This is a genomic window from Psychroflexus sp. MBR-150 (genome assembly GCF_053628795.1).
The window spans coordinates 155,588-176,529 of the sequence record NZ_JBRJHB010000002.1 but is presented as its reverse complement, the minus strand read 5'-3'; the positions used below and the strand labels follow the sequence as shown (position 1 = coordinate 176,529).

Annotated in this window: 17 protein-coding genes and 1 tRNA gene; 8 read left to right on the top strand and 10 right to left on the bottom strand. The window is 32.8% G+C overall.

The window, feature by feature from the left end; genetic code table 11:
* The first annotated feature begins 145 nt into the window (after positions 1-145).
* From uvrA to ACSSV5_RS01905, 4 genes are read left to right on the top strand one after another with little or no spacing between them, the layout of a single operon-like run.
* The gene (uvrA, locus tag ACSSV5_RS01920; protein ID WP_454244539.1) at positions 146-2,977 is read left to right on the top strand and encodes an excinuclease ABC subunit UvrA; all 2,832 of its coding nucleotides are present in this window, start codon (positions 146-148) and stop codon (positions 2,975-2,977) included.
* A 24-nt stretch (positions 2,978-3,001) separates the two neighbouring features.
* On the top strand, positions 3,002-3,688 hold the full coding sequence (locus ACSSV5_RS01915; RefSeq protein WP_211065546.1) for an LOG family protein: 687 nt from the start codon (positions 3,002-3,004) through the stop codon (positions 3,686-3,688).
* A gap of 10 nt (positions 3,689-3,698) precedes the next feature.
* Entirely contained in the window at positions 3,699-4,949 is a 1,251-nt protein-coding gene (locus tag ACSSV5_RS01910) for an endonuclease/exonuclease/phosphatase family protein (RefSeq protein WP_454244538.1), read from the top strand.
* Positions 4,946-7,750, top strand: coding sequence for a metalloprotease (locus ACSSV5_RS01905; RefSeq protein ID WP_454244537.1), 2,805 nt, complete (start codon positions 4,946-4,948; stop codon positions 7,748-7,750). The genes ACSSV5_RS01910 and ACSSV5_RS01905 overlap by 4 nt, the downstream gene beginning before the upstream one ends.
* A gap of 22 nt (positions 7,751-7,772) precedes the next feature.
* Here the strand turns inward: ACSSV5_RS01905 and ACSSV5_RS01900 are convergent, their stop codons facing one another.
* Entirely contained in the window at positions 7,773-8,705 is a 933-nt protein-coding gene (locus ACSSV5_RS01900) for a fasciclin domain-containing protein (RefSeq protein ID WP_454244536.1), read from the bottom strand.
* A 255-nt stretch (positions 8,706-8,960) separates the two neighbouring features.
* Positions 8,961-9,968 carry a 3-oxoacyl-ACP synthase III family protein gene (locus ACSSV5_RS01895; RefSeq protein ID WP_454244535.1) on the bottom strand — a complete coding sequence of 336 codons (1,008 nt, stop codon included), beginning with the start codon at positions 9,966-9,968 and terminating at the stop codon, positions 8,961-8,963.
* Positions 9,969-10,181: 213 nt separating this feature from the next.
* Between ACSSV5_RS01895 and ACSSV5_RS01890 the strand changes: the two genes are divergently transcribed.
* The 3 genes from ACSSV5_RS01890 to yaaA all read left to right on the top strand — a co-directional run bounded on the left by ACSSV5_RS01890 (position 10,182) and on the right by yaaA (position 12,656).
* On the top strand, positions 10,182-10,754 hold the full coding sequence (locus ACSSV5_RS01890; RefSeq protein WP_211065541.1) for a PASTA domain-containing protein: 573 nt from the start codon (positions 10,182-10,184) through the stop codon (positions 10,752-10,754).
* 14 nt (positions 10,755-10,768) lie between these two features.
* A complete protein-coding gene (locus ACSSV5_RS01885) occupies positions 10,769-11,800 on the top strand; it encodes an RluA family pseudouridine synthase (RefSeq protein ID WP_454244534.1) in 1,032 nt (343 codons plus the stop codon).
* A 94-nt stretch (positions 11,801-11,894) separates the two neighbouring features.
* On the top strand, positions 11,895-12,656 hold the full coding sequence (yaaA, locus tag ACSSV5_RS01880) for a peroxide stress protein YaaA (protein WP_211065539.1): 762 nt from the start codon (positions 11,895-11,897) through the stop codon (positions 12,654-12,656).
* Between the two features lie 306 nt (positions 12,657-12,962).
* Here yaaA and der read toward each other — a convergent pair whose 3' ends face one another.
* Complete coding sequence (gene der, locus ACSSV5_RS01875; RefSeq protein WP_211065538.1) at positions 12,963-14,267, bottom strand: ribosome biogenesis GTPase Der; 1,305 nt, start codon at positions 14,265-14,267, stop codon at positions 12,963-12,965.
* A 188-nt stretch (positions 14,268-14,455) separates the two neighbouring features.
* Complete coding sequence (locus tag ACSSV5_RS01870; RefSeq protein ID WP_454244533.1) at positions 14,456-15,046, bottom strand: acyl carrier protein phosphodiesterase; 591 nt, start codon at positions 15,044-15,046, stop codon at positions 14,456-14,458.
* A 93-nt stretch (positions 15,047-15,139) separates the two neighbouring features.
* Here ACSSV5_RS01870 and glmM point away from each other — a divergent pair, with 93 nt between their 5' ends.
* Positions 15,140-16,522 carry a phosphoglucosamine mutase gene (glmM, locus tag ACSSV5_RS01865; protein WP_454244532.1) on the top strand — a complete coding sequence of 461 codons (1,383 nt, stop codon included), beginning with the start codon at positions 15,140-15,142 and terminating at the stop codon, positions 16,520-16,522.
* Positions 16,523-16,723: 201 nt separating this feature from the next.
* On the opposite strand, the gene ACSSV5_RS01860 is transcribed toward glmM, so the two are convergent.
* The 6 genes from ACSSV5_RS01860 to gcvH all read right to left on the bottom strand — a co-directional run bounded on the left by ACSSV5_RS01860 (position 16,724) and on the right by gcvH (position 20,935).
* A tRNA-Cys gene (locus ACSSV5_RS01860) sits at positions 16,724-16,794 on the bottom strand.
* A 43-nt stretch (positions 16,795-16,837) separates the two neighbouring features.
* The gene (gene folB / locus ACSSV5_RS01855) at positions 16,838-17,200 is read right to left on the bottom strand and encodes a dihydroneopterin aldolase (RefSeq protein ID WP_211065535.1); all 363 of its coding nucleotides are present in this window, start codon (positions 17,198-17,200) and stop codon (positions 16,838-16,840) included.
* 14 nt (positions 17,201-17,214) lie between these two features.
* Positions 17,215-19,320: a gliding motility protein RemB gene (locus tag ACSSV5_RS01850; protein WP_454244531.1), complete on the bottom strand. Its 2,106-nt coding sequence runs from the start codon at positions 19,318-19,320 to the stop codon at positions 17,215-17,217.
* Between the two features lie 107 nt (positions 19,321-19,427).
* Positions 19,428-20,138, bottom strand: coding sequence for an energy transducer TonB (locus tag ACSSV5_RS01845; protein WP_454244530.1), 711 nt, complete (start codon positions 20,136-20,138; stop codon positions 19,428-19,430).
* A gap of 46 nt (positions 20,139-20,184) precedes the next feature.
* On the bottom strand, positions 20,185-20,583 hold the full coding sequence (locus ACSSV5_RS01840) for a VanZ family protein (protein WP_211065532.1): 399 nt from the start codon (positions 20,581-20,583) through the stop codon (positions 20,185-20,187).
* Entirely contained in the window at positions 20,555-20,935 is a 381-nt protein-coding gene (gcvH, locus tag ACSSV5_RS01835) for a glycine cleavage system protein GcvH (protein ID WP_211065531.1), read from the bottom strand. The genes ACSSV5_RS01840 and gcvH overlap by 29 nt, the downstream gene beginning before the upstream one ends.
* Positions 20,936-20,942 lie beyond the last annotated feature (7 nt).

The following is a 20,942-nucleotide window of genomic DNA, read 5'->3' as shown; positions in this document are numbered from 1 at the left end:
TGTAGTTTTGAAGTTGCCTTTGAAATCAATTTATTCAAAACACTAATTAAAAATATTTTTTTTTAATTAATTATACTTTGCTCAGCTTTGAGTTAAAATCGCTTTGAGTAGATTTGCAAATTGTATTGTTTAAAACAAAAACCTATTGAAAGCTGAAGAAGTCATTGAAGTCTTGGGTGCTCGTACTCACAACCTTAAAAATATTGATGTAAAAATTCCTCGAAACCAACTTGTTGTCATCACAGGTTTATCGGGTTCGGGCAAATCGTCTTTGGCTTTTGACACGATTTATGCGGAAGGTCAACGCCGTTATATTGAAACTTTTTCGGCTTATGCCCGTCAGTTTTTAGGTAATCTTGAACGACCAGATGTCGATAAAATTGACGGTTTATCTCCAGTTATTGCTATTGAACAAAAAACCACGAGTCGTAGTCCACGAAGCACGGTTGGCACCATTACTGAAGTTTATGATTTTTTGCGTTTGTTGTTTGCTCGGGTTGGCACAGCCTATAGTTACAAAACTGGCGAAAAAATGGTCAGCTATACCGATGACCAGATTTTGAATAAAATTTTATCTGATTTCAAAGGCCAAGCAATTAACATCTTAGCTCCCAAAATTCGGTCTCGAAAAGGACATTATCGAGAGTTGTTTGAACAAATCGCAAAGCAAGGTTATCTTAAAGTTAGAATTGACGGCGAAATCAAAGACATTGTCAAAGGTCTGAAAGTTGACCGTTACAAAACCCACGATATTGAAATTGTAGTTGATCGATTAAAAGTTGAAGACAAACTATCAGTCAAAAAGCGATTATCAGACAGCATCAAAACAGCGATGAAGTTGGGACAAAATACCTTGATGGTTTTGGCGAAAGATGAAAAACAACCCGTGTTTTTTAGCCGCGAATTGATGTGCCCAACAACTGGAATTGCTTATCCCAAACCTGAACCCAACACTTTTTCTTTTAATTCGCCAAAAGGAGCTTGTCCTGATTGCAATGGTTTAGGGAAAAAATATGTGGTTAATCCTGATAAAATTATCCCTGATGATAGTTTGTCTATCAACAAAGGTGGCATTGAGCCACACGGTAAGGCTAAAAACAATTGGGTGTTTAAGCAGTTAAAAGAAATTGCTTTACATTTTGATTTTAAGTTATCTGATCCCATCAACAAAATTCCAAAAGAAGCACTTGAAGTAATCTTATATGGTGGCAAAGCAAACTTTAAGCATTACAACGAGACGATGAAAATGGATATTGTGCATCGCTATGATTTTGAAGGTGTTGCTACTTTTATTGAAAACACCTACAACGCTAAACAAACGTCAACATCTCTTACCCGTTGGGCAAAAAAATATATGGATCACATTTTATGTCCATCTTGCCAAGGCAGTCGGTTAAAGAAAATGGCATTACATTTCAAAATCAACAATCAAAACATTTCTGACTATGTCAACAAAGATATTTTAGAATTGTTTAAAGTTATTGAAAAATTACCCAAACAACTTTCTAAGTCTGAGCTTCAGATTGGGGAAGAAATCATCAAAGAAATCAAAACCCGATTACAGTTTTTAATCGACGTAGGATTGACTTATCTGAATCTTAATCGCGGGTCAAAAACTTTGTCTGGTGGAGAAGCACAACGCATTCGCATCGCAACGCAAATTGGTTCACAGTTGGTTGGGGTTTTATATATTTTGGACGAACCCAGTATTGGTTTGCATCAGCGTGATAATGAAAAACTCATTAATTCTTTAAAATATTTAAGAGATATTGGCAATTCTATTATTGTGGTAGAACATGATAAAGATATGATGCTCAGTGCAGACCACATTATAGATATCGGTCCTTTTGCAGGAAAGAACGGCGGCAAAATTATCAGTCAAGGTTCACCAGAACAAGTTTTAAAACACAATACACAGACAGCTCAATATCTCAATGGAACTAAAGAAATTGAAGTTCCTAAAAAACGTCGAAAAGGCAACGGCAAACATTTACATTTGGTTGGTGCAACGGGTCATAATCTTAAAAATGTCAGTATCAAAATCCCTTTAGGACAAATGATTGTCGTCACTGGCGTTTCAGGAAGTGGTAAATCATCATTGATTAACGAAACGCTTTATCCCGTATTGAATGCTCATTACTTTAATGGCGTTAAAGAACCTTTGCCTTATAAAACCATACGTGGGTTAAAACATTTAGATAAAGTTATCGATATCAATCAAAAACCTATTGGCAGAACACCGCGTTCAAATCCAGCAACCTATACGGGAGTGTTTAGCGAGATTAGAAACTTATTTGCTAAAACACCAGAAGCTCAAATCAGAGGTTATAAACCTGGTCGATTTAGTTTTAACGTCAAAGGTGGTCGTTGTGAAACTTGTGGTGGAGCAGGTTTAAAAGTTATTGAAATGAACTTTTTACCCGATGTTTATGTGGAATGCGAAACTTGTTACGGTAAGCGTTTTAACAGAGAAACTTTAGAAATTCGCTACAAAGGTCAATCTATAAGTGATGTATTGCAAATGACGATTGACGAAGCCACAGCGTTTTTTGAACCCATTCCTAAGATTTACCGTAAACTCAAAACTATACAAGATGTCGGTTTAGGTTATATCACTTTAGGTCAGCAAAGCACCACGCTATCAGGCGGTGAAGCACAACGTATCAAATTGGCAACAGAATTGTCTAAAATCGCTACAGGAAGCACGTTTTATATTCTCGATGAACCTACAACAGGCTTACATTTTGAAGATATTCGGGTGTTGATGACTGTTTTAAATAAACTGGTGGACAAAGGCAATACGGTATTGATTATAGAGCATAATATGGATGTCATCAAAATGGCTGACTATATTTTTGACATCGGTTATGAAGGTGGACAAGCTGGCGGACAACTCGTTGCTAAAGGCACGCCTGAGCAAATTATTAAAGACAAAAAATCTTATACGGCGAAGTATCTCAAAAAAGAATTAAATTAGCAGTCATTTTTGAATAATGAAGTTATGGTAAATAAACACTTTAAAAACTGGAACGAAATCAAAACCAACGATAGTTGGGCATTGTTTAAAATTATGAGCGAATTTGTTTATGGTTATGAACGGATGTCTGAAATTGGTCCATGTGTATCTATTTTTGGTTCATCACGGATGAAACCTGACAACCCATATTACGAATTAGCGGTAAAAGTTGCCAATAAAATCGTTGAACAAGGTTATGGTATCATTTCTGGTGGCGGACCAGGCATTATGGAAGCCGCCAACAAAGGTGCTCATCTTGGTGGCGGAACTTCTGTAGGTTTAAATATTGAACTGCCTTTTGAGCAACACGACAATCCGTATATTGATAAGGATAAAAATTTGGAGTTTGATTATTTCTTTGTCAGAAAAGTGATGTTTGTTAAATATTCGCAAGGCTTTGTTGTTATGCCAGGTGGTTTTGGCACAATGGACGAATTGTTTGAAGCAATCACCTTGATTCAAACCCATAAAATTGATAAATTTCCTATTATTTTAGTAGGCAAAGACTTTTGGTCTGGGCTTATTGATTGGATTAAATCAGTAATGGTGACTGAATTTGCAACGGTAAATGCAATTGACTTAGATTTGATTCATCTTGTAGATGATGAAGATGAAGTGATTGATATTTTAGATCAGTTTTACAACAAATACGAGCTTAGTCCGAATTTCTGATTTTAGAGAAATGCGAAGTGTGATATATGTTGGTTTGATGCTGTTTTGGGTTTTGACCGCTTGGTCTCAAAACACAGCTAAGATTATGTTTTACAATCTTTTAGATTTTCCTGAAGCACCACCTGATAATCGGGAATTGATTTTAAAAGATATAATAGACCAAGTGCAACCTGATGTGTTTATGGTTGCAGAACTACAAAACCAAAATGGAGCTGATCTAATTCTCAACCAAGCATTAAACGATACGCAAAATATTTATGCTGCTGCACCTTTTGTTTTTAATACTTCGGGTAGTGGTGGTACGATTAATCAATTGCTGTTTTATAATACACAAAAATTTGGTTTAGAGTTAACGGATATCATTCAAACTTCGCTACGAGATATCAATCGATATCAGTTGAAAGCTTTGACGGATCAAAATCAAACCAACCCGATAATTATTGATTTTTTTGTAGCACATTTTAAAGCCAGTCAAGGTGATTCTAACGAGCAAATTCGTTTTGATATGGCTTTAGATTTTACTAATTATATCAATGCCCATTTAAGTGCAAATGCCAATGTGATTTTGGCTGGAGATTTTAATTTTTACACTGCCAATGAAAGTGGATTTCAGCAATTATTTATTGGAAATACTATTATACCTATGCACGATCCCGTCAATCAATTAGGCGATTGGCATATCAATTCTACATATTCTGATGTGCATTCACAAAGCACAAGAGTAAGCAACTCTAACTTTAACGGTTTTGGTGCTGGCGGTGGATTAGATGATCGTTTTGATTTTATATTTGTTTCTGGAAATTTTTTAGATGTCAACAACCAAGCCCATTATATTGATGGCACTTATCAAGTTTTTGGTAATAATAGTAATTGTTTTAATAAAAATGTAAACGACACAACTTGTTCAGGGATTTTTTCTCAAAACATCAGAAATTTACTTTGGAATATGAGTGATCACTTGCCTGTTGTGATGGATTTAGAATTTGAACAAAATTTTCTGAACACAATCCATTTTTCTGATTCAAGTATATTCAAATTACCCGAAGGCAATATTGTTGACAATACTTTATTTTTAGAAATTTCAGCCACTCATATATCTGAAATAAAACAGCTCAATATCTACAACACTCTTGGACAACAAATGAAAACATTAGACGTTTTGAAATCAACAATGCGCATTTCTATGGATGATTTGTCAAATGGCATTTATATTTTGAAAGCCAACCGAGGAAATGCTTTAAAATTTGTAGTCTTACATTGAAAACATTCAAATTTTTATATCTCTTTTTTGGTATTACTTCTATTGCATTTTCACAACACGAGATGCAAGTTGAAGCTACTTTGTTGGATGATGCCAAAACCTTATCGATACAACAGCAGATAAATTTTAAAAATGAAACAGGAAAGCCTTTAGAATATATCTATTTATACGATTGGGTTAATGCTTTTTCTGATAAACAAAGTGCTTTAGGGCAGTGTTTTTCAGAAGAGTTTGTGAGAAAATTTCACTTTGCAGGAGAAGAAGAACGCGGTGGAACATTGATAAAAAGCCTCAACCATAATGAAAAAGAATTAATTTGGAAACGACCAAGCAAATATCCTGATGTTATTCAAATAAAACTTGATAAGACCTTACAAAATGAAGAGTCTTACAAAATAAACATTTCGTATTTTGTGAAAGTACCTGATGCCAAATTCACCAATTTTGGGGTTGATGGCGATCAACTAAAGCTAAAATATTGGCTATTAAAACCTGCATTTTATAAAGATCGATGGTTTATATATTCTCATCGACGGCTTTTTGATATGCCACAACAAGTTTTAGATTTAAAGTTAAAATTCAAAATGCCTTCATCTTATAATTTAGTTTCCTCTTTAAAAGATGAAATTGTTTACAAATCTAACAATCAAAACATTTACGAATTTCCAAAACAAAAGATTGTTGACACGGATATTTATTTACAACAAATTTCAGATTTTGACATCAATCAAACAGATTTTTCGACGCTGATCACCAATATCGATTCAGATGACCTTCAGCCCGAAGTCAAATCTATTATTTCTTATAGAGTTTTAGAGTTTTTAAATCAAAACCTAGGCAAATATCCATTTGAAAATATATTGGTATCCGAAGAAGATTATCAAATCGCCCCAGTATATGGGTTAAACCAATTACCAGATTTTATTCGTCCATTTCCTGACGGATTTCAATATGATATAAAATTGATGAAAGCCGTAACTGCAAAGTATTTAAAAAACACTATTCTTATCAACACTAGAGAAGATAAATGGATTATAGATGCCATCCAAATCGGGTTGATGATAGATTATGTCAACACCTATTATCCTGAAATGAAATTGCTTGGTAAGCTAAGTGATTTTTATGTTATCAAGTGGTTTCACGTAGCCGATTTAGACTTTAATTATCAATATGATTTTTTATATAAAAATGTAACACGCAACAATATCCAGCAATCTTTAAATACACCACAAGATTCTTTGATTAGATTTAATCAAAAAATAGCCAATCCTTATCAAGCAGGATTGGGGATAAATTTTTTAAAACATTACACCTCTAATGAAGAGATTAAAAATGGAATACAATCTTTTTATAAACAACAAAAACTTAAGTTTTCTCAAGTCGAGGATTTTAGAAATCACCTCAGCCAAAACACTTCAAAAAATATAGATTGGTTTTTTGAAGATTATATCAATTTAAAAAGCCCTATTGATTTTAAATTCAAATCTTTAAGACGAGACGATGATTCCTTGAAAATACAAATATCAAACATCAACAATACAAAAGTTCCCGTATCTTTATTTTGGTTAAAAGATAAAAATGTTTTAGATAAATTATGGGTTAAACCCTTTGATAGCATAGCCGAAATTACGGTAGCTAGAAAAAATGCCGACCGTTTAGCTTTGAATTATGATGGTGTTATTCCAGAAGTTAACCAAAAAAACAACTATAAACCCATCACAAAATTATTAGGTAAACCCATTCAATTTAAACTTTTTGATGATATAGAAAACCCAAAATATAATCAAGTTTTTGCTATACCAGAATTTTCATACAATATTTATGATGGCGTTTCTATTGGACCTAAATTTTTTAATGGTAGCGTTTTGCCTAAGCCTTTAGAATACAAAATTAAACCTAAATATGGATTGAAAAGCAATTCGATAGTTGGTTCATTGTCTGTTAATTATACATCTTGGCAATATGATCAAGATTTATATGGAATCACTATGGGTGCAAATGGATCGCGTTTTTCTTATAACTATGATTTGTTTTATGAGCGTTATTCAGGATTTTTAACCCTAATGTATCGCAATAATAAAGACCGTAGAAGCAATAAACGACAGTATTTTACCATTCGTTCTGTAAATGTTCGTCGGGATAAGGATATCAGCAATACAGTTGATGATCCAGATTACAATGTTTTTAATGCAAGATATACTTATCAAAATAAAAATTTAGATCGATTTTTTGTGGCTTCAATCGATTATGAAATCGCTCAAAAGTTCAGTAAAGTATTTGCAACTGCTACTTTTAGAAGACTTTATGAAAACAATAGACAGATTAATATGAGATTGTTTTTAGGAACATTCTTATTTAATGACACCCGTGATTCTGACTTTTTTAGCTTTGCTTTAGATCGGCCTTCAGACTATATGTTTGATCTAAATTATTACGGTCGTAGTGAAGAAAGTGGATTATTTAGCCAACAATTTATTATGGCAGATGGTGGTTTTAAATCTAAATTGCAACCTAGTTTTGCTAACAAATGGATAACTACACTCAATACAAGCACTACGATTTGGAATTGGATTTTTGTTTACGGTGATGCCGGTCTTGTAGGTAACAAATATGAGTCAACCAAATTCTTATACGATTCAGGGATACGATTAAATTTTGTAGAAGATTATTTTGAACTATATTTTCCCGTTTATTCAAGTCAAGGCTGGGAGTTTCAGGAAAATTATGACGAAAAAATCAGATTTATTGTCAGTATTGATTTAAAAACTTTATTCAAATTATTTACCAGAAAATGGTATTAGAATTATCTATTCCGATAAAAAATTAAGGTAAAATAACTTTATCTACAACATGCATTACCCCGTTAGTGGCTTGTATATTTGTGATGAAAATGTTGATATTTCTACCACTTTGATCAGTAATAGTATCGGTAGATGCATCAATATTAAAACTACTTCCTAATGTTTCTACAGTAGTATTGGCTGAAAAATCTTCGGCTCTGATAACATTTGAAGCCACAATATGTGTGTTTAGTGTTGAAGTCAATGTATTGGCATCCATATCCATGAGTGACTCAAGTTCAAGCTCTACAAATAAGTCTTCAAAAGCCTGATTGTTAGGAGCAAATAGTGTGAATGGAGCTGGGTTGTCTGAGCTGCTCAAGGTGCTGATAAAATCTGGTTGATTTTCTTGAGTTAAAGCCGATACTAATGTTGAAAAATTGTTGTCAGCATTCAAAAAAGTTACAATACTTGGCTGTGGTATAACTTGATCTACAACATGCACCACACCATTTGAGGCATTGATGTCTGGTTCTGTAACATTTGATGAACCGTTTAAGCTTATTCCAGCATCAACATTGACATAAATATTCAAAAAATCAGAATCACCTGTTATAGATTCTGTGGCATTGGTAAATTCGTATCCTGTTTCAAGGTCTGTTGATTCTGCTTTGCCACTCAAAACATGATTGAGTAAAATTTGAGAAATCTCTTCATTGCTAAGATTTGCTATATCTAAAGCTTGAAAGGCTTGATCTGTTGGAGCAAAAATGGTAAAGACACCACTATCTATAGTTTGGTCAAGTTGTGTATCAATTAGTAATTGCTCTAAGGTGTTATGGTTTGGGCTTTCTGCAATAATTTCAAAAATTGAAGGTGTATTGTCTATAATTTGACCAGCTTCATCATCGCTACAAGAAGTCATTGCTGATATCACTATAAAAATAGCAATTAGTGTTTTGATTTTACATTTCATAAGTGAAAAATTTGTGCAAATTTAATTATGTTTTTGTTTGTTTGATGTATAACCTTTGTTAATACCTAAGAAATTATTAAGAAATAAAAAAAAGTTAAATTGATATTATATCAGGTTAAATATTGTTAATAAAAGTAACTTATTTCAATAAAAATCGTTTCATATAATAAGACATTGCATTTATTTGAATTAGCCTTTAATAGATACAATTTTTTTAACATTAAACCTTTGATAATATCATCAAGGGTTTTTTGTTTACCACTTTATGATGGCGCTTGCCCAAGTAAAACCACTTCCAAAAGCTGCTAAAACTACAATGTCATCTGTTTTTATCTTATTGTTTTCCCAAGCTTCTGTAAGAGCAATAGGTATAGATGCTGCAGTAGTATTGCCGTATTTTTGAATATTGTTGTGCACTTGGTCGTTACTCAACTTAAATTTTTTCTGAATAAATTGAGCGATTCTCAAGTTAGCTTGATGCGGAATTAACATATCAATATCTTTAGCCGATAAGTTATTATGAGCTAAACCTTCGTTGATGACTTCTGAAAATCTTACAACAGCATTTTTAAACACCAATTGACCATTCATTTGTGGATAATACGGAATATTTTCTTGTGGATTTTCTTTAATTATTTCAGGCACCCAATATTTTGTGCTCGGTCCAATTAGCGATAACTCTTCAACAAACTTACCTTCAGAATGTAGATGTGTAGATAAAACACCTTTGTTTTTGTTTTCACATCGGGTTAAAACAGCAGCACCAGCACCATCTCCAAAAAGCACAGAAACGTTTCGACCTCGTGTGGTCATATCTAATCCACCGCTGTGATTTTCACTTCCAATGACAAGAATATTTTTATACATCCCTGTTTTGATAAATTGGTCGGCAACAGATAAAGCATAAACAAATCCGCTACATTGGTTTCTGACATCTAAAGCAGGACAAGTTGATATGTCAAGCATATCTTGGACTTGAACTCCGCAACCAGGAAAATAATAGTCTGGACTTAGTGTAGCAAAGACAATAAAGTCGATATCGTCTTTATCAATATTTGCACGTTCAAGTGCGATTTTTGCAGCTTTGTATCCCATAACCGCCGTGGTGTTGCCGTCGCCTTTTTTGATATGTCTTCGTTCCTTTATGCCTGTGCGTTCTTGGATCCATTCGTCAGTGGTATCCATAATTTTTGTAAGATCGTGATTGGTGACAACGTTTTCAGGAACGTATTTGCCTACTCCAGATATTTGTGATTGATACATATTTTATTGAATTGAAAATGCAATGTAAGTATATTTAGGTTTTTAAAATCAGTTAAATTCTAACAATAATTATGCACGCATAATAAATATATGATTAGATTTAAACCTGATCCTTGTAAATTCCTCAATCAGATCTTGAGATTTTTATTTTCGATAGAATCAAAAATCATTCATAACTTCATTTCACTATATTTGCCTTATATAATTTAAAATATGAGTTTTTTTAATTTTTTATTCAGTAAAACGTTTTTAAAAAATCTAGTTTTAGCTGTAATCCTAACTATCGTTTTAATCATTGGCTTGTTCTATTGGCTGAATTATTACACCAACCATGATGAATATATAGAAGTTCCAGATTTGAGTAAATTAGAAATGGATATTGTTGAAAAAAAATTAGACCAACTCAATTTGAGGTATGTCATTATGGATTCAACCGCTTACAATCCAGATTATCCCTCGTTTTCTGTTGTAGAACAAGATCCCAAACCAGGTCAATCGGTCAAAGAAAACCGTAAAATATATTTGACCATAAATCCGAAAGATTACGCTTTAGTGAGCATTCCAGAAAACATCATCGGAAATACCAAAAGACAAGTTTTGCCAACCTTAAAATCTTTAGGATTTAAAATTGGTGAAATTACTACAAAACCAGACATTGCAAAAGATGTAGTTTTAGAGCTGAAACATCAAGACAAAACATTAAAACCAGGCGATAAACTTAAAAAAACTAGTGTTGTAGATATTGTTGTAGGCGATGGGAGTTTAGATTATTCAGAATCAAATTAGATAAAATTCAAATGATGATGAATGACAATCAAAACGAAAACAACGACGATCTTTTTGAGCACTATCATTTTATTGCTGCAAAAGGTCAGGAGCCGTTACGAGTGGATAAGTTTTTGATGAATTTTATTGAAAATGCCTCAAGAAATAAAATTCAAAAAGCTGCAAAATCGGGTAATATTTTTGTCAATTCAGAAACCGTTAAACCCAATCATAAAGTTAAAGCTGGCGATGAAGTCAAGGTTTTAATGTCTTATCCACCTTATGAAAATTTATTAGAACCCGAAAATATTCCTATTGACATTGTTTATGAAGATGATGATTTGTTGGTGGTCAATAAAGAAGCAGGAATGGTAGTTCATCCAGGGCATGGCAACTATTCAGGCACGTTGATTAATGCACTGGTATATCATTTTGATAACCTACCCAACAACAGCTCAAACCGACCAGGTTTAGTGCATCGCATTGATAAGGAAACCAGCGGACTTTTGGTGGTGGCCAAAACCGAAGAAGCTATGACGCATCTCAGCAAACAGTTTTTTCACAAAACCAGTCAACGCGAATATGTGGCTTTAGTTTGGGGCGATGTTAAAGATGATGAAGGTACAATAGAAGGCAACATTGGGCGACATCCCAAAAACAGATTACAAAATACAGTTTATGAAAGTGATAAAGCTGAATATGGCAAACCGGCTATCACACATTACAAAGTTATTGAGCGTTTCGGCTATGTGACTTTGGTGTCTTGTCAACTTGAAACAGGGCGAACCCATCAAATTCGTGTTCATATGAAATACATTGGCCATACTTTGTTTAACGATTCCCGCTATGGTGGCGACAGAATTTTAAAAGGTACTAGCTTCACAAAATACAAACAATTTGTAGAAAACTGTTTTAAAGTTTTGCCACGACAAGCACTTCACGCTAAAACCTTAGGATTTGAACATCCAAAAACAGGTGAATATTTATCATTTTCAACAAACTTGCCTGATGATATGCAAGCTTGTATTGACAAGTGGCGAAATTATGCAAAACACGCTAAACATTAAGATCATTAGATTTCCCTATTCTAATATCTTAATTTTCTATAAAACAAAATCGTTTTGATGCTGTTTTTCTATTAAATTTACATCAAAAACGATTATGAAAATATTACTTTCTCCTGCTAAATCTTTAAATTTAGAACAAGATTTACCGACAAAAAACTATACAACACCACAGTTTTTAGATAAAACTGAAAAAATACATAAGGTTTTAAAACAATCTTCCAAAAATGATTTAAAAGATTTAATGTCAATCAGTGACAAATTAGCTGAATTAAACCACACAAGATTTCAAGATTTTTCTATAAATCATCAGCCTCAAAATTCTAGACCCGCAATTTACACCTTTGATGGCGATGTGTATGACGGTATAGATGCTTACCAATTATCGAAAAGTGATATCAATCGTTTGCAAGATAGGTTAAGAATATTGTCTGGATTTTACGGCATGCTCAAACCCTTAGATCTAATACAGGCTTACCGACTTGAAATGGGAACGTCATTAGAAGTTGAAAACGCCAAAAATTTATACGAATTTTGGAAAGAAACCTTAACAGAAACACTTAATAATGAATTAGAAGAAAATGAATTGGTTGTTAATTTAGCGAGTAAAGAATACTCTAAATCTATTCAAAAATCAAAATTGAAAGGACAATGGGTTGAACCTGTTTTTAAAGATTATAAAAACGGTAAACTCAAAGTGATCAGTTTTTATGCCAAAAAAGCCAGAGGCTTAATGACCAAACATCTCGCAAAAATTGACAATCCTAGTTACGAAGATATTTTAAAATTTAATGACGATAACTATGCTTTCAGCAAATCTGAAACAAAAAACAAAAACCAACCAGTTTTTGTGAGATAGCATTTTGTTTTCAATTAAACACTAAAATATAAATATTTGATTTATAATAGTTTATAAAATATTCTATTTCAATCTAAAAACGTACAATTAACCTGATATCAATTCAACCAAATTGAGTCAATTTGAATGAAATTCTGATACGAATTTTGTATCGAAACTTAACATTTTGGTTTCCAAAATCACATTCTAAAGTTATGCCAATTAAAATGATTAATTTGGTTAATTAAGGTATTATAATACCGACGTGGCAGGCAAGTATTTCAAGAACTCTGTACATTTTAGAGACATTTAAAATAACATTCAGTGTTATTTCTTACGCATATAAATATCTATAGGAACGCCTTTAAAATCAAAGTTTTCTCTGATTTTATTTTCAAGAAAACGCTTGTAAGGCTCTTTGACGTATTGCGGTAAATTGCAGAAAAATGCAAACTGCGGATGATGTGTGGGTAATTGGGTGATAAATTTTATTTTTACATATTTACCTTTCACTGCAGGCGGTGGAAATTTTTGAATCAAAGGCAATAAAACATCGTTAAGTTTACGGGTTTTTATGCGTTTACTTCTGTTATGATAAACTTCAACTGCTGTTTCAATAGCTTTAAAAATACGTTGTTTGTTAATGACTGAAATAAAAACAATTGGCACATCGGTAAAAGGTTCAATTTTTTGAAGAATGTGGTTTTGAAACTGTTTTAAAGTGTTGGTTTCTTTATCGACTAAATCCCATTTATTGACTAAAATTACGATGCCTTTCTTATTCCGCTGAGCCAACCAAAAAATGTTTTGCACTTGTCCGTCAAAACCACGTTGAGCATCGACAAGCACTAAGCATACATCAGAACTTTCAATAGCTCTTACGCTACGCATTACCGAGTAAAACTCAAGGCTTTCTTTCACCTTAGCTTTTCGTCTAATACCAGCGGTATCGACCAAATTAAAATCAAAACCAAAACGATTGTAGTGAGTGTCAATAGAGTCACGCGTAGTTCCAGCAACATCAGTAACAATGTAGCGTTCTTCTCCAATCAAGGCATTGATAAACGAAGATTTTCCAGCATTTGGGCGGCCAACAACGGCAAACTTGGGTAAACTTTCTTCCTCTTTGATTTCTTCTTCAGGAAGTGCTTTGACCAAGTCGTCTAACAATTCGCCCGTGCCACTGCCGTTGATGGCAGAAATATTGTAATATTCGCCAAGACCTAAGGCGTAAAACTCCATAGCATCTTGAATATTTTTGCTACTATCAACTTTATTGATAGCAAGAAAAACGGGTTTTTCAGCTTTTCTTAAAATTTTAGCCACATCTTCATCCATAGGAGTGAGACCTTCTTGAACATCAACTAAAAATATAATGGCATCGGCTTCTTCAATGGCGAGATGCACTTGTTTATCGATTTCATTTTGGAACACATCATCGCTGTTTTCTACATAACCGCCAGTATCAATCAATGAAAAGGCCTTGCCATTCCATTCAGATTTTCCATAATGACGGTCGCGTGTTACGCCACTTTCAGCATCAATAATGGCTTCACGCCTTTGAATCATACGATTAAAAAACGTGGATTTCCCTACATTTGGGCGACCAACAACAGCAACAATATTCGACATGGAATTTTAAAATTTTTGCAAAGGTAAGGTTTTTCTTAGTTCTTTTATCAATATGCTAATAAGTGAAATTTTTATGATATCAAATAAACTCTGATTATGGATGTTCGGGTAATTGTTTAAAAGGTGAGTTCGATTTAATAATTCACATATTTTTAATCATTTATAGAATATTTATCTCTTTTTGTCACTTATTTTTCTAAAGATTTAAGCATTTTAGGTTGCTCGTTTTGAATTTCTCTAAAAAATTGTGTAAACTCATTTTCAAAACTATCATAATGTTCAATCAATAAATCTACAGAATCATCCAGCTGTGTTTTGAACTTGGTTTTATGATTCATTTGATTGAGAATATCTCTAAGATCATCAGTGTTTTTATAGCTTACCAACCAATTATATTGTTTCATCACAGGAAGAATTTGATTCACTTTTTTAGGTAATTCTTTACGCCTTTTGTCTAAAGAATTATAAAAAGATGTGGCAAAATGAGTTAAATCTTCTGAAGAATAATTGTCAAAATTTTTAGCTAAGAAATGATCATAAAACATATCGACAATCACGCTGCTGTAATGTCTGAATTCAGAAAATAATCGTTTTTTGCTTTGTCTAAAAATAGGATGTGCATCGGTGTAAGTATCAATAGCACGATGAAGAAGTATGCCTTTTTGAATATTGGTAGAATAATTTTGATATCGACTTCCATAAATAAAATCAGCGATAAAATTACCGATTCTGATGTCTTCATTTTTTCCAGAAAGATATATGTGAGCCAAATAATTCATAGTTTAAAAGTAGAACAAATTAATGTATCATCCTTATAATTTATGTATTTTTGAGTAAGTTTTAGAAAATCAATTCTTTTTTTAATTTAATTTATGACACTAATCAAATCTATTTCAGGAATCAGAGGTACTATTGGCGGTAAAGTTGGTGATAATTTAACACCGATTGATGCGGTTAAATTTGCTGCTGCTTATGGCACTTGGCTAAAATCTTATCGCAAAAAAGACAACTACAAAGTGGTTATAGGTCGCGATGCCAGACCATCGGGCAAAATGATACAAGAACTCGTTATCAACAGCTTACAAGGTTTGGGTATTGATGTGGTTAGTTTAGAACTATCAACTACGCCAACCGTTGAAATGGCGGTAAAACTCGAACATGCCGACGGTGGCATTATCATCACCGCAAGTCATAATCCTGTGGAATGGAATGCTTTAAAATTGCTTAACGAAAAAGGTGAATTTTTAGATGGCAAAGAAGGTAAAGCCATACTTGACTTGGTTGAAGCCGAAAATTATAATTTTTCAAAAGTTGAACATCTCGGTCAAAGAACAAATCACAATTCTTATATCGACTTACATATTGAAGAAATTTTAAATTTAGATGATGTTTTAGTCAAAGATATCAAGCTTCAAAAATTTAAAGTGGTTTTGGATGCTGTCAATTCTACAGGTGGAATTTCTATTGTGCCACTTTTAGAGCAACTTAACGTAGAAGTTATTCAATTATATTGTGAACCAACAGGTCAATTTCCACATAATCCTGAACCGCTTAAAAAACATTTAACCGAGTTATCTAAAACCGTAATTAAAGAAAATGCAGATTTTGGAATTGCTGTTGATCCAGATGTTGACCGCTTGGCATTTATGGATGAAAACGGCGAGATGTTTGGCGAAGAATACACTTTGGTGAGCGTTGCAGATTATATTTTGTCTCGAAGAAAAGGCAATACGGTGAGCAATCTATCTTCATCTCGAGCCTTGAGAGATGTGACTGAGAAACACGGCGGTCATTATACAGCAAGTGCAGTTGGAGAGGTTAATGTGGTCAAAACAATGAAAGACACCAATGCGGTAATTGGCGGCGAAGGCAATGGCGGAATTATTTATCCTAACTTGCATTATGGCAGAGATAGTTTAGTGGGTTTAGCTTTGTTTTTATCACACCTGAGTCAAAAACAAATGAAGGTTTCTGAACTGAGAAAAACTTATCCAAGCTATTTTATGGCTAAAGAAAAAATTCAATTAACCCCACAAATTGATGTTGATCAAATCCTTAAAAAGGTTGAAAAATTATACCAAAATGAAGAACTTACAACAATAGATGGTGTGAAAATAGATTTTAAAAATTCTTGGGTACATTTAAGAAAGTCAAATACCGAGCCTATTATTAGAGTTTATACCGAAGCCCAAACGCAAGATGAAGCTGATCAATTAGCCCAAAAAATGATTTCTGAAATTAAGACATTGACTTAAAAGTTTAAAAAACTGTTTAGCCCGAATTATTCAAAGGAAATTTTCTATTGAATAATGACGAAAAATGCTCAATTATGAAAGATTATGTTTCAATGAATAATTTGGGTTAAATTTTCGATATTTGAGCAATAATGTAGGTCAAGAGAGAAAAACAAAAAACCCAAATGTATTGGACATCAGGGTTAAGTGTGTTTTTGTTAGAGGTGTCGAGCGGATTCGAACCGCTGTACAAGGTTTTGCAGACCTCTGCCTAGCCACTCGGCCACGACACCTTTTAGGATTTGCAAATTTAGTTATTTTATAATAAAATAAAGACTATTCTCTACGTTTTATCATTTTTACACTGACAGATTCTACATCACCTATAATCGGTGGATTAAGTTTTGCGACTTGTGTTTTTATACGTTTAACTTTCGAAAATTCTTTGAAAACTCTACTATTAATTCTTTGAGCAACATGTTCTAATAGTTTTGAAGGAATAGACATCTCTTGTTTTACTATTTGATTAAGAATCACATAATCTACAGTATCCTTTAGCTTGTCTGAATTTGAAGACAGCTCCAAATCTACATCAACTTCTACATCAACTCTGTAATTACTTCCAATTTTAGATTCTTCATCAAGACAACCGTGGTAGGCATATACTCTGATATTTGATAAAATAATTTTGTCTAACATAAAATTTAAAAACATTAATAGTCAAAATACCAATTAAACAAATCGGTTCTTAAACCAAAATTGACCCAAGCTGTATTGTTATCAAAAGTTCTGTCGTTTTGTATAGTTGCATTAAAATCACGACCAATAATGTTTAGGTAAACCTTAAAGTTTGTTGCTGGATTGATGAGATAGCCTGCTTCTAATTCGGCATAATATGAATTGACCCGATTACCTTGGCCAATGGTATTACCCGTTTCACTAAACAAGTTATCTTCTGTTCCAAACAAATCTGAACCGTAAAAAGGATCAAGATCAGCTTCGGGTTCAAAACCACGCTCGCCAAATATCAATTTGGTATGACCAAACCAACGGTTTTTGCGGTAGCGTACAATAGCGATTATTTCCCTAAAATTTGCACCCCAAAGATGAGCTAAAGATTGACCGTTATGGGTATAATTTGTGCTAATTTTATTATGCGAATATGTAAAAGGTCTAACTTGATTGTATTCTAATTGAAGGTCAAAGTCTTTAATTTTAAAAGCATCAAAATATTTAACCCCAAGCTGCAATCCAAATTTGTTTTTAAAACTATTGTTGCCATCAAAAACATCATTAAACGAAAGTTCATCTATAAGCAATTGTCCATAAGAATAAATATTGTCTGTCCATTTGTATTTATAGTTAGCTCCAACCATAACTTTACCACCTTCAGTGCCTGTAGAAAACTCAACCATTTGATAGAACAATAAGGGGTTGAGATAGCTGATATCAAAGCCGCGTTCTTTTTCATTATCCCAAATAGCAGCTTCAAACAAGCCAATGTTAAGCCTTTTATTGACGTTATAACTCAAATGATGAATGGCCATAAATTTAGTTTGATAGGCTTCGCTCTCAGTTAATAAGTTAGTGTTTCTAGTTTGCATCCAAATATTGGTATATTTGATTTTCCAAAATTTGGCATCGACTTTAACGTATGGATAAGGACTTGCGTTATCGCTTAAAAATAAAGACCGATAGCCGTCACCTATAAAATTTTTATAATTGCCTAACTGAATATTAAAATTATCATTGAAACGGTAATTGATATAGCCTACTGTTACAGGGTAATCAAAGGCATCAGAATTAAATTTTTTAGCCACTCCACGACCTGGTATAATAGCTGGATTACCATCTATTGGTGCTCTTGAGCGTGCTAAACGATTATAGTAATCAGCAAAACGACCTTGACTTTCAAAGATAGCACCGTAATATGTTAGTTTATTTCCAACACCACCTTGAACAAATCCTATTCTCGTGTTGTTGTAAGTGTTTAGACTGTTGTCTGTATCTCTTCCTAATTGCAAATCAACCCCAAAATCTAAGGCAAGCCAATAATTATTACCACTGACTGTGGCGAGATGTTCATCAAAAAGTTTTCGTCCAAACCAAGAGTTTTTATTAAAAGCTAAATCGCTGTTTTTTTCTTTAAAATCGTAATATGGCTTTACATCTTTGTAGGTAAACGGTTTTTGTGAAGTATGAGAATTTGTTCCTATTAAATTCATTTCTCTGTCAAAACGATTGTAGATTTCGTGAGATAATGGGATATAAGCATAACTAGAAAACAACTCAGCATCATATTTTTTTGTTTCATTATCTACCGCTTCAAATTCTTGTTTTGCCTTTATTAAAGACTCAGAAAGTTGTGTTTCTTGAGGTTTTATTTGTGGGTGAGTTGAAGAAATTGCAGATTTATCTAAACCATTTTTATGAAAGGGATAAATCAAATCAACACTAAATTGCATAAAGCTAGGATTACCATAAGTTTTAGCTGGCTTTACTTTTGGCAAACTGTCAAAGGCTTTTTCAAAATTCTGTTTTACTGTTTGACTATCAGCATCTATAAAGATAAGATTGAATTTACCATTTTTATCAACATCAAATATCAAAGAAACTTTTTGAGATTTTGGTAAACTATCATTAGATGTGTTTTTTAAAAGCTGTTTTAAATGGTTATTAAAATTAGTTTCAAAACATTCTTTTTGGAGCTGAATTTGATCAACCTCGCTACATTCTTCAAATATTGGGTATGATGTATCTTGTGCTTTTGCAGTAAAGGTTATAGCTATAATGATTAAAAGATTGAGTAGTAGTTTCATTTTATTTTTAGATTGGTCAAATTTAATGAATTATAAGTCAAAGTCGTTTATAAAAAAACCTAAGCCTATTCAGGGCTTAGGTTAATAATTTATCATTATATTTAAAGTTATTCTTGAACAAAAAAGTTGATTGGTAAGCCATAAAGTACACCAACTTTTTGGCCTCTTTGTTCGCCAGGTATCATTTTGGGAAGTCCTTTGATAACTCTAATAGCTTCTTGCTCTAATCTTGGATGAGGTCCACGAGCTTTAACGTCAACCACGTCTCCATTTTTATCGATTTTAAATTGAACACTTACTCTATTTCTACCTGTTAAACCAAGTTCTGAGCCTAAGCTTCTATCAAAATTTTTATCGACATACTTGCTGATTTTTTCATTCATGCATTTCTTTTTGTCCTTGGCATTTTCGCAACCTGGAAAAATTGGCACTTGCTGAATAATAGCAAAAGGAACATCACCTATTTCTTCTTCAACTTCTTGAACATCTTCTACTTCTACCACTTCCATTTCTGTAGTTTCTGTAGATTCAATAACTTCTTCTTCAATTTCAGAGTCATCTTCTATAACTTCAATAACTTCAGGAGCTGGTGGCGGTGGTGGCGGTGGCGGTGGCGGTTTATTTTGCATTTCTGTAATCGGCACATCTTCTTCTTCAAGCATGTCTAAATTTACAACTCCAGTATCGATATCTTCCTTGTCGTAAGTCTTCCATTCAATTGCTCTCCAAGATATTAATAGCATAAGTGCTAAACCAATCTGAAAAAACAGTAAGCTTTTATTCCTAAGGTCTTTGTCTGGATTTTTTTTAGTTTCCATAAATTTTTAATTTGAGATTACTAAATTATATTTATTTTTCTAAATATCAAATGTTTTTATTGATAAAATATTTTTCAATAGGTAAAAATAAAATCAAACCGCACATTATACCTAAAGCGTTTGCTAAGATGTCTAACAAATCAAAACTTCGATAATTTGTTAATACCAATTGCATAACCTCAATAATGATACCAAACGTTAATATTAGTGATGCTATTAGAAATTTTAGTTTATTTTGAATAGATTTATTTTTATACTTAAAATATATTAACCATAAGAATATCATCAATAAATATGATAATGTATGGTAAATTTTATCATTAATTTTAAGGTTAATAACTTCTAACTTACTCTGATTGATGAGTGATAAAAACAATATAAGGAGACTAAAAGCTACAGCAAAAAAAAGAGATAGCTTAACCTTCAATGTGTTTTTGGTATTCATCGGCTGTGAGTAGGTCAGATATTTGGTTAGAGTCGTTTAGTTTTATTTTTATAATCCATCCTTCATCATAGGGTTTGTCGTTTACCAATTCTGGTTCGTCTTCTAGTTGTTCGTTAAATTCTATTACTTTTCCTGATAGAGGCATGAACAAATCTGAAACTGTTTTAACCGCTTCTACAGTTCCGAATACTTCTTCGCTTTTAAGTTCTTCATCAATAGTTTCAACTTCAACATAAACAATATCTCCAAGTTCATTCTGAGCAAAATCAGTAATACCAACTGTGGCGATGTCTTTGTCTAGTTTAACCCATTCGTGGTCTTTTGTGTATTTTAAATTTTCTGGTACTTTCATTTTATAT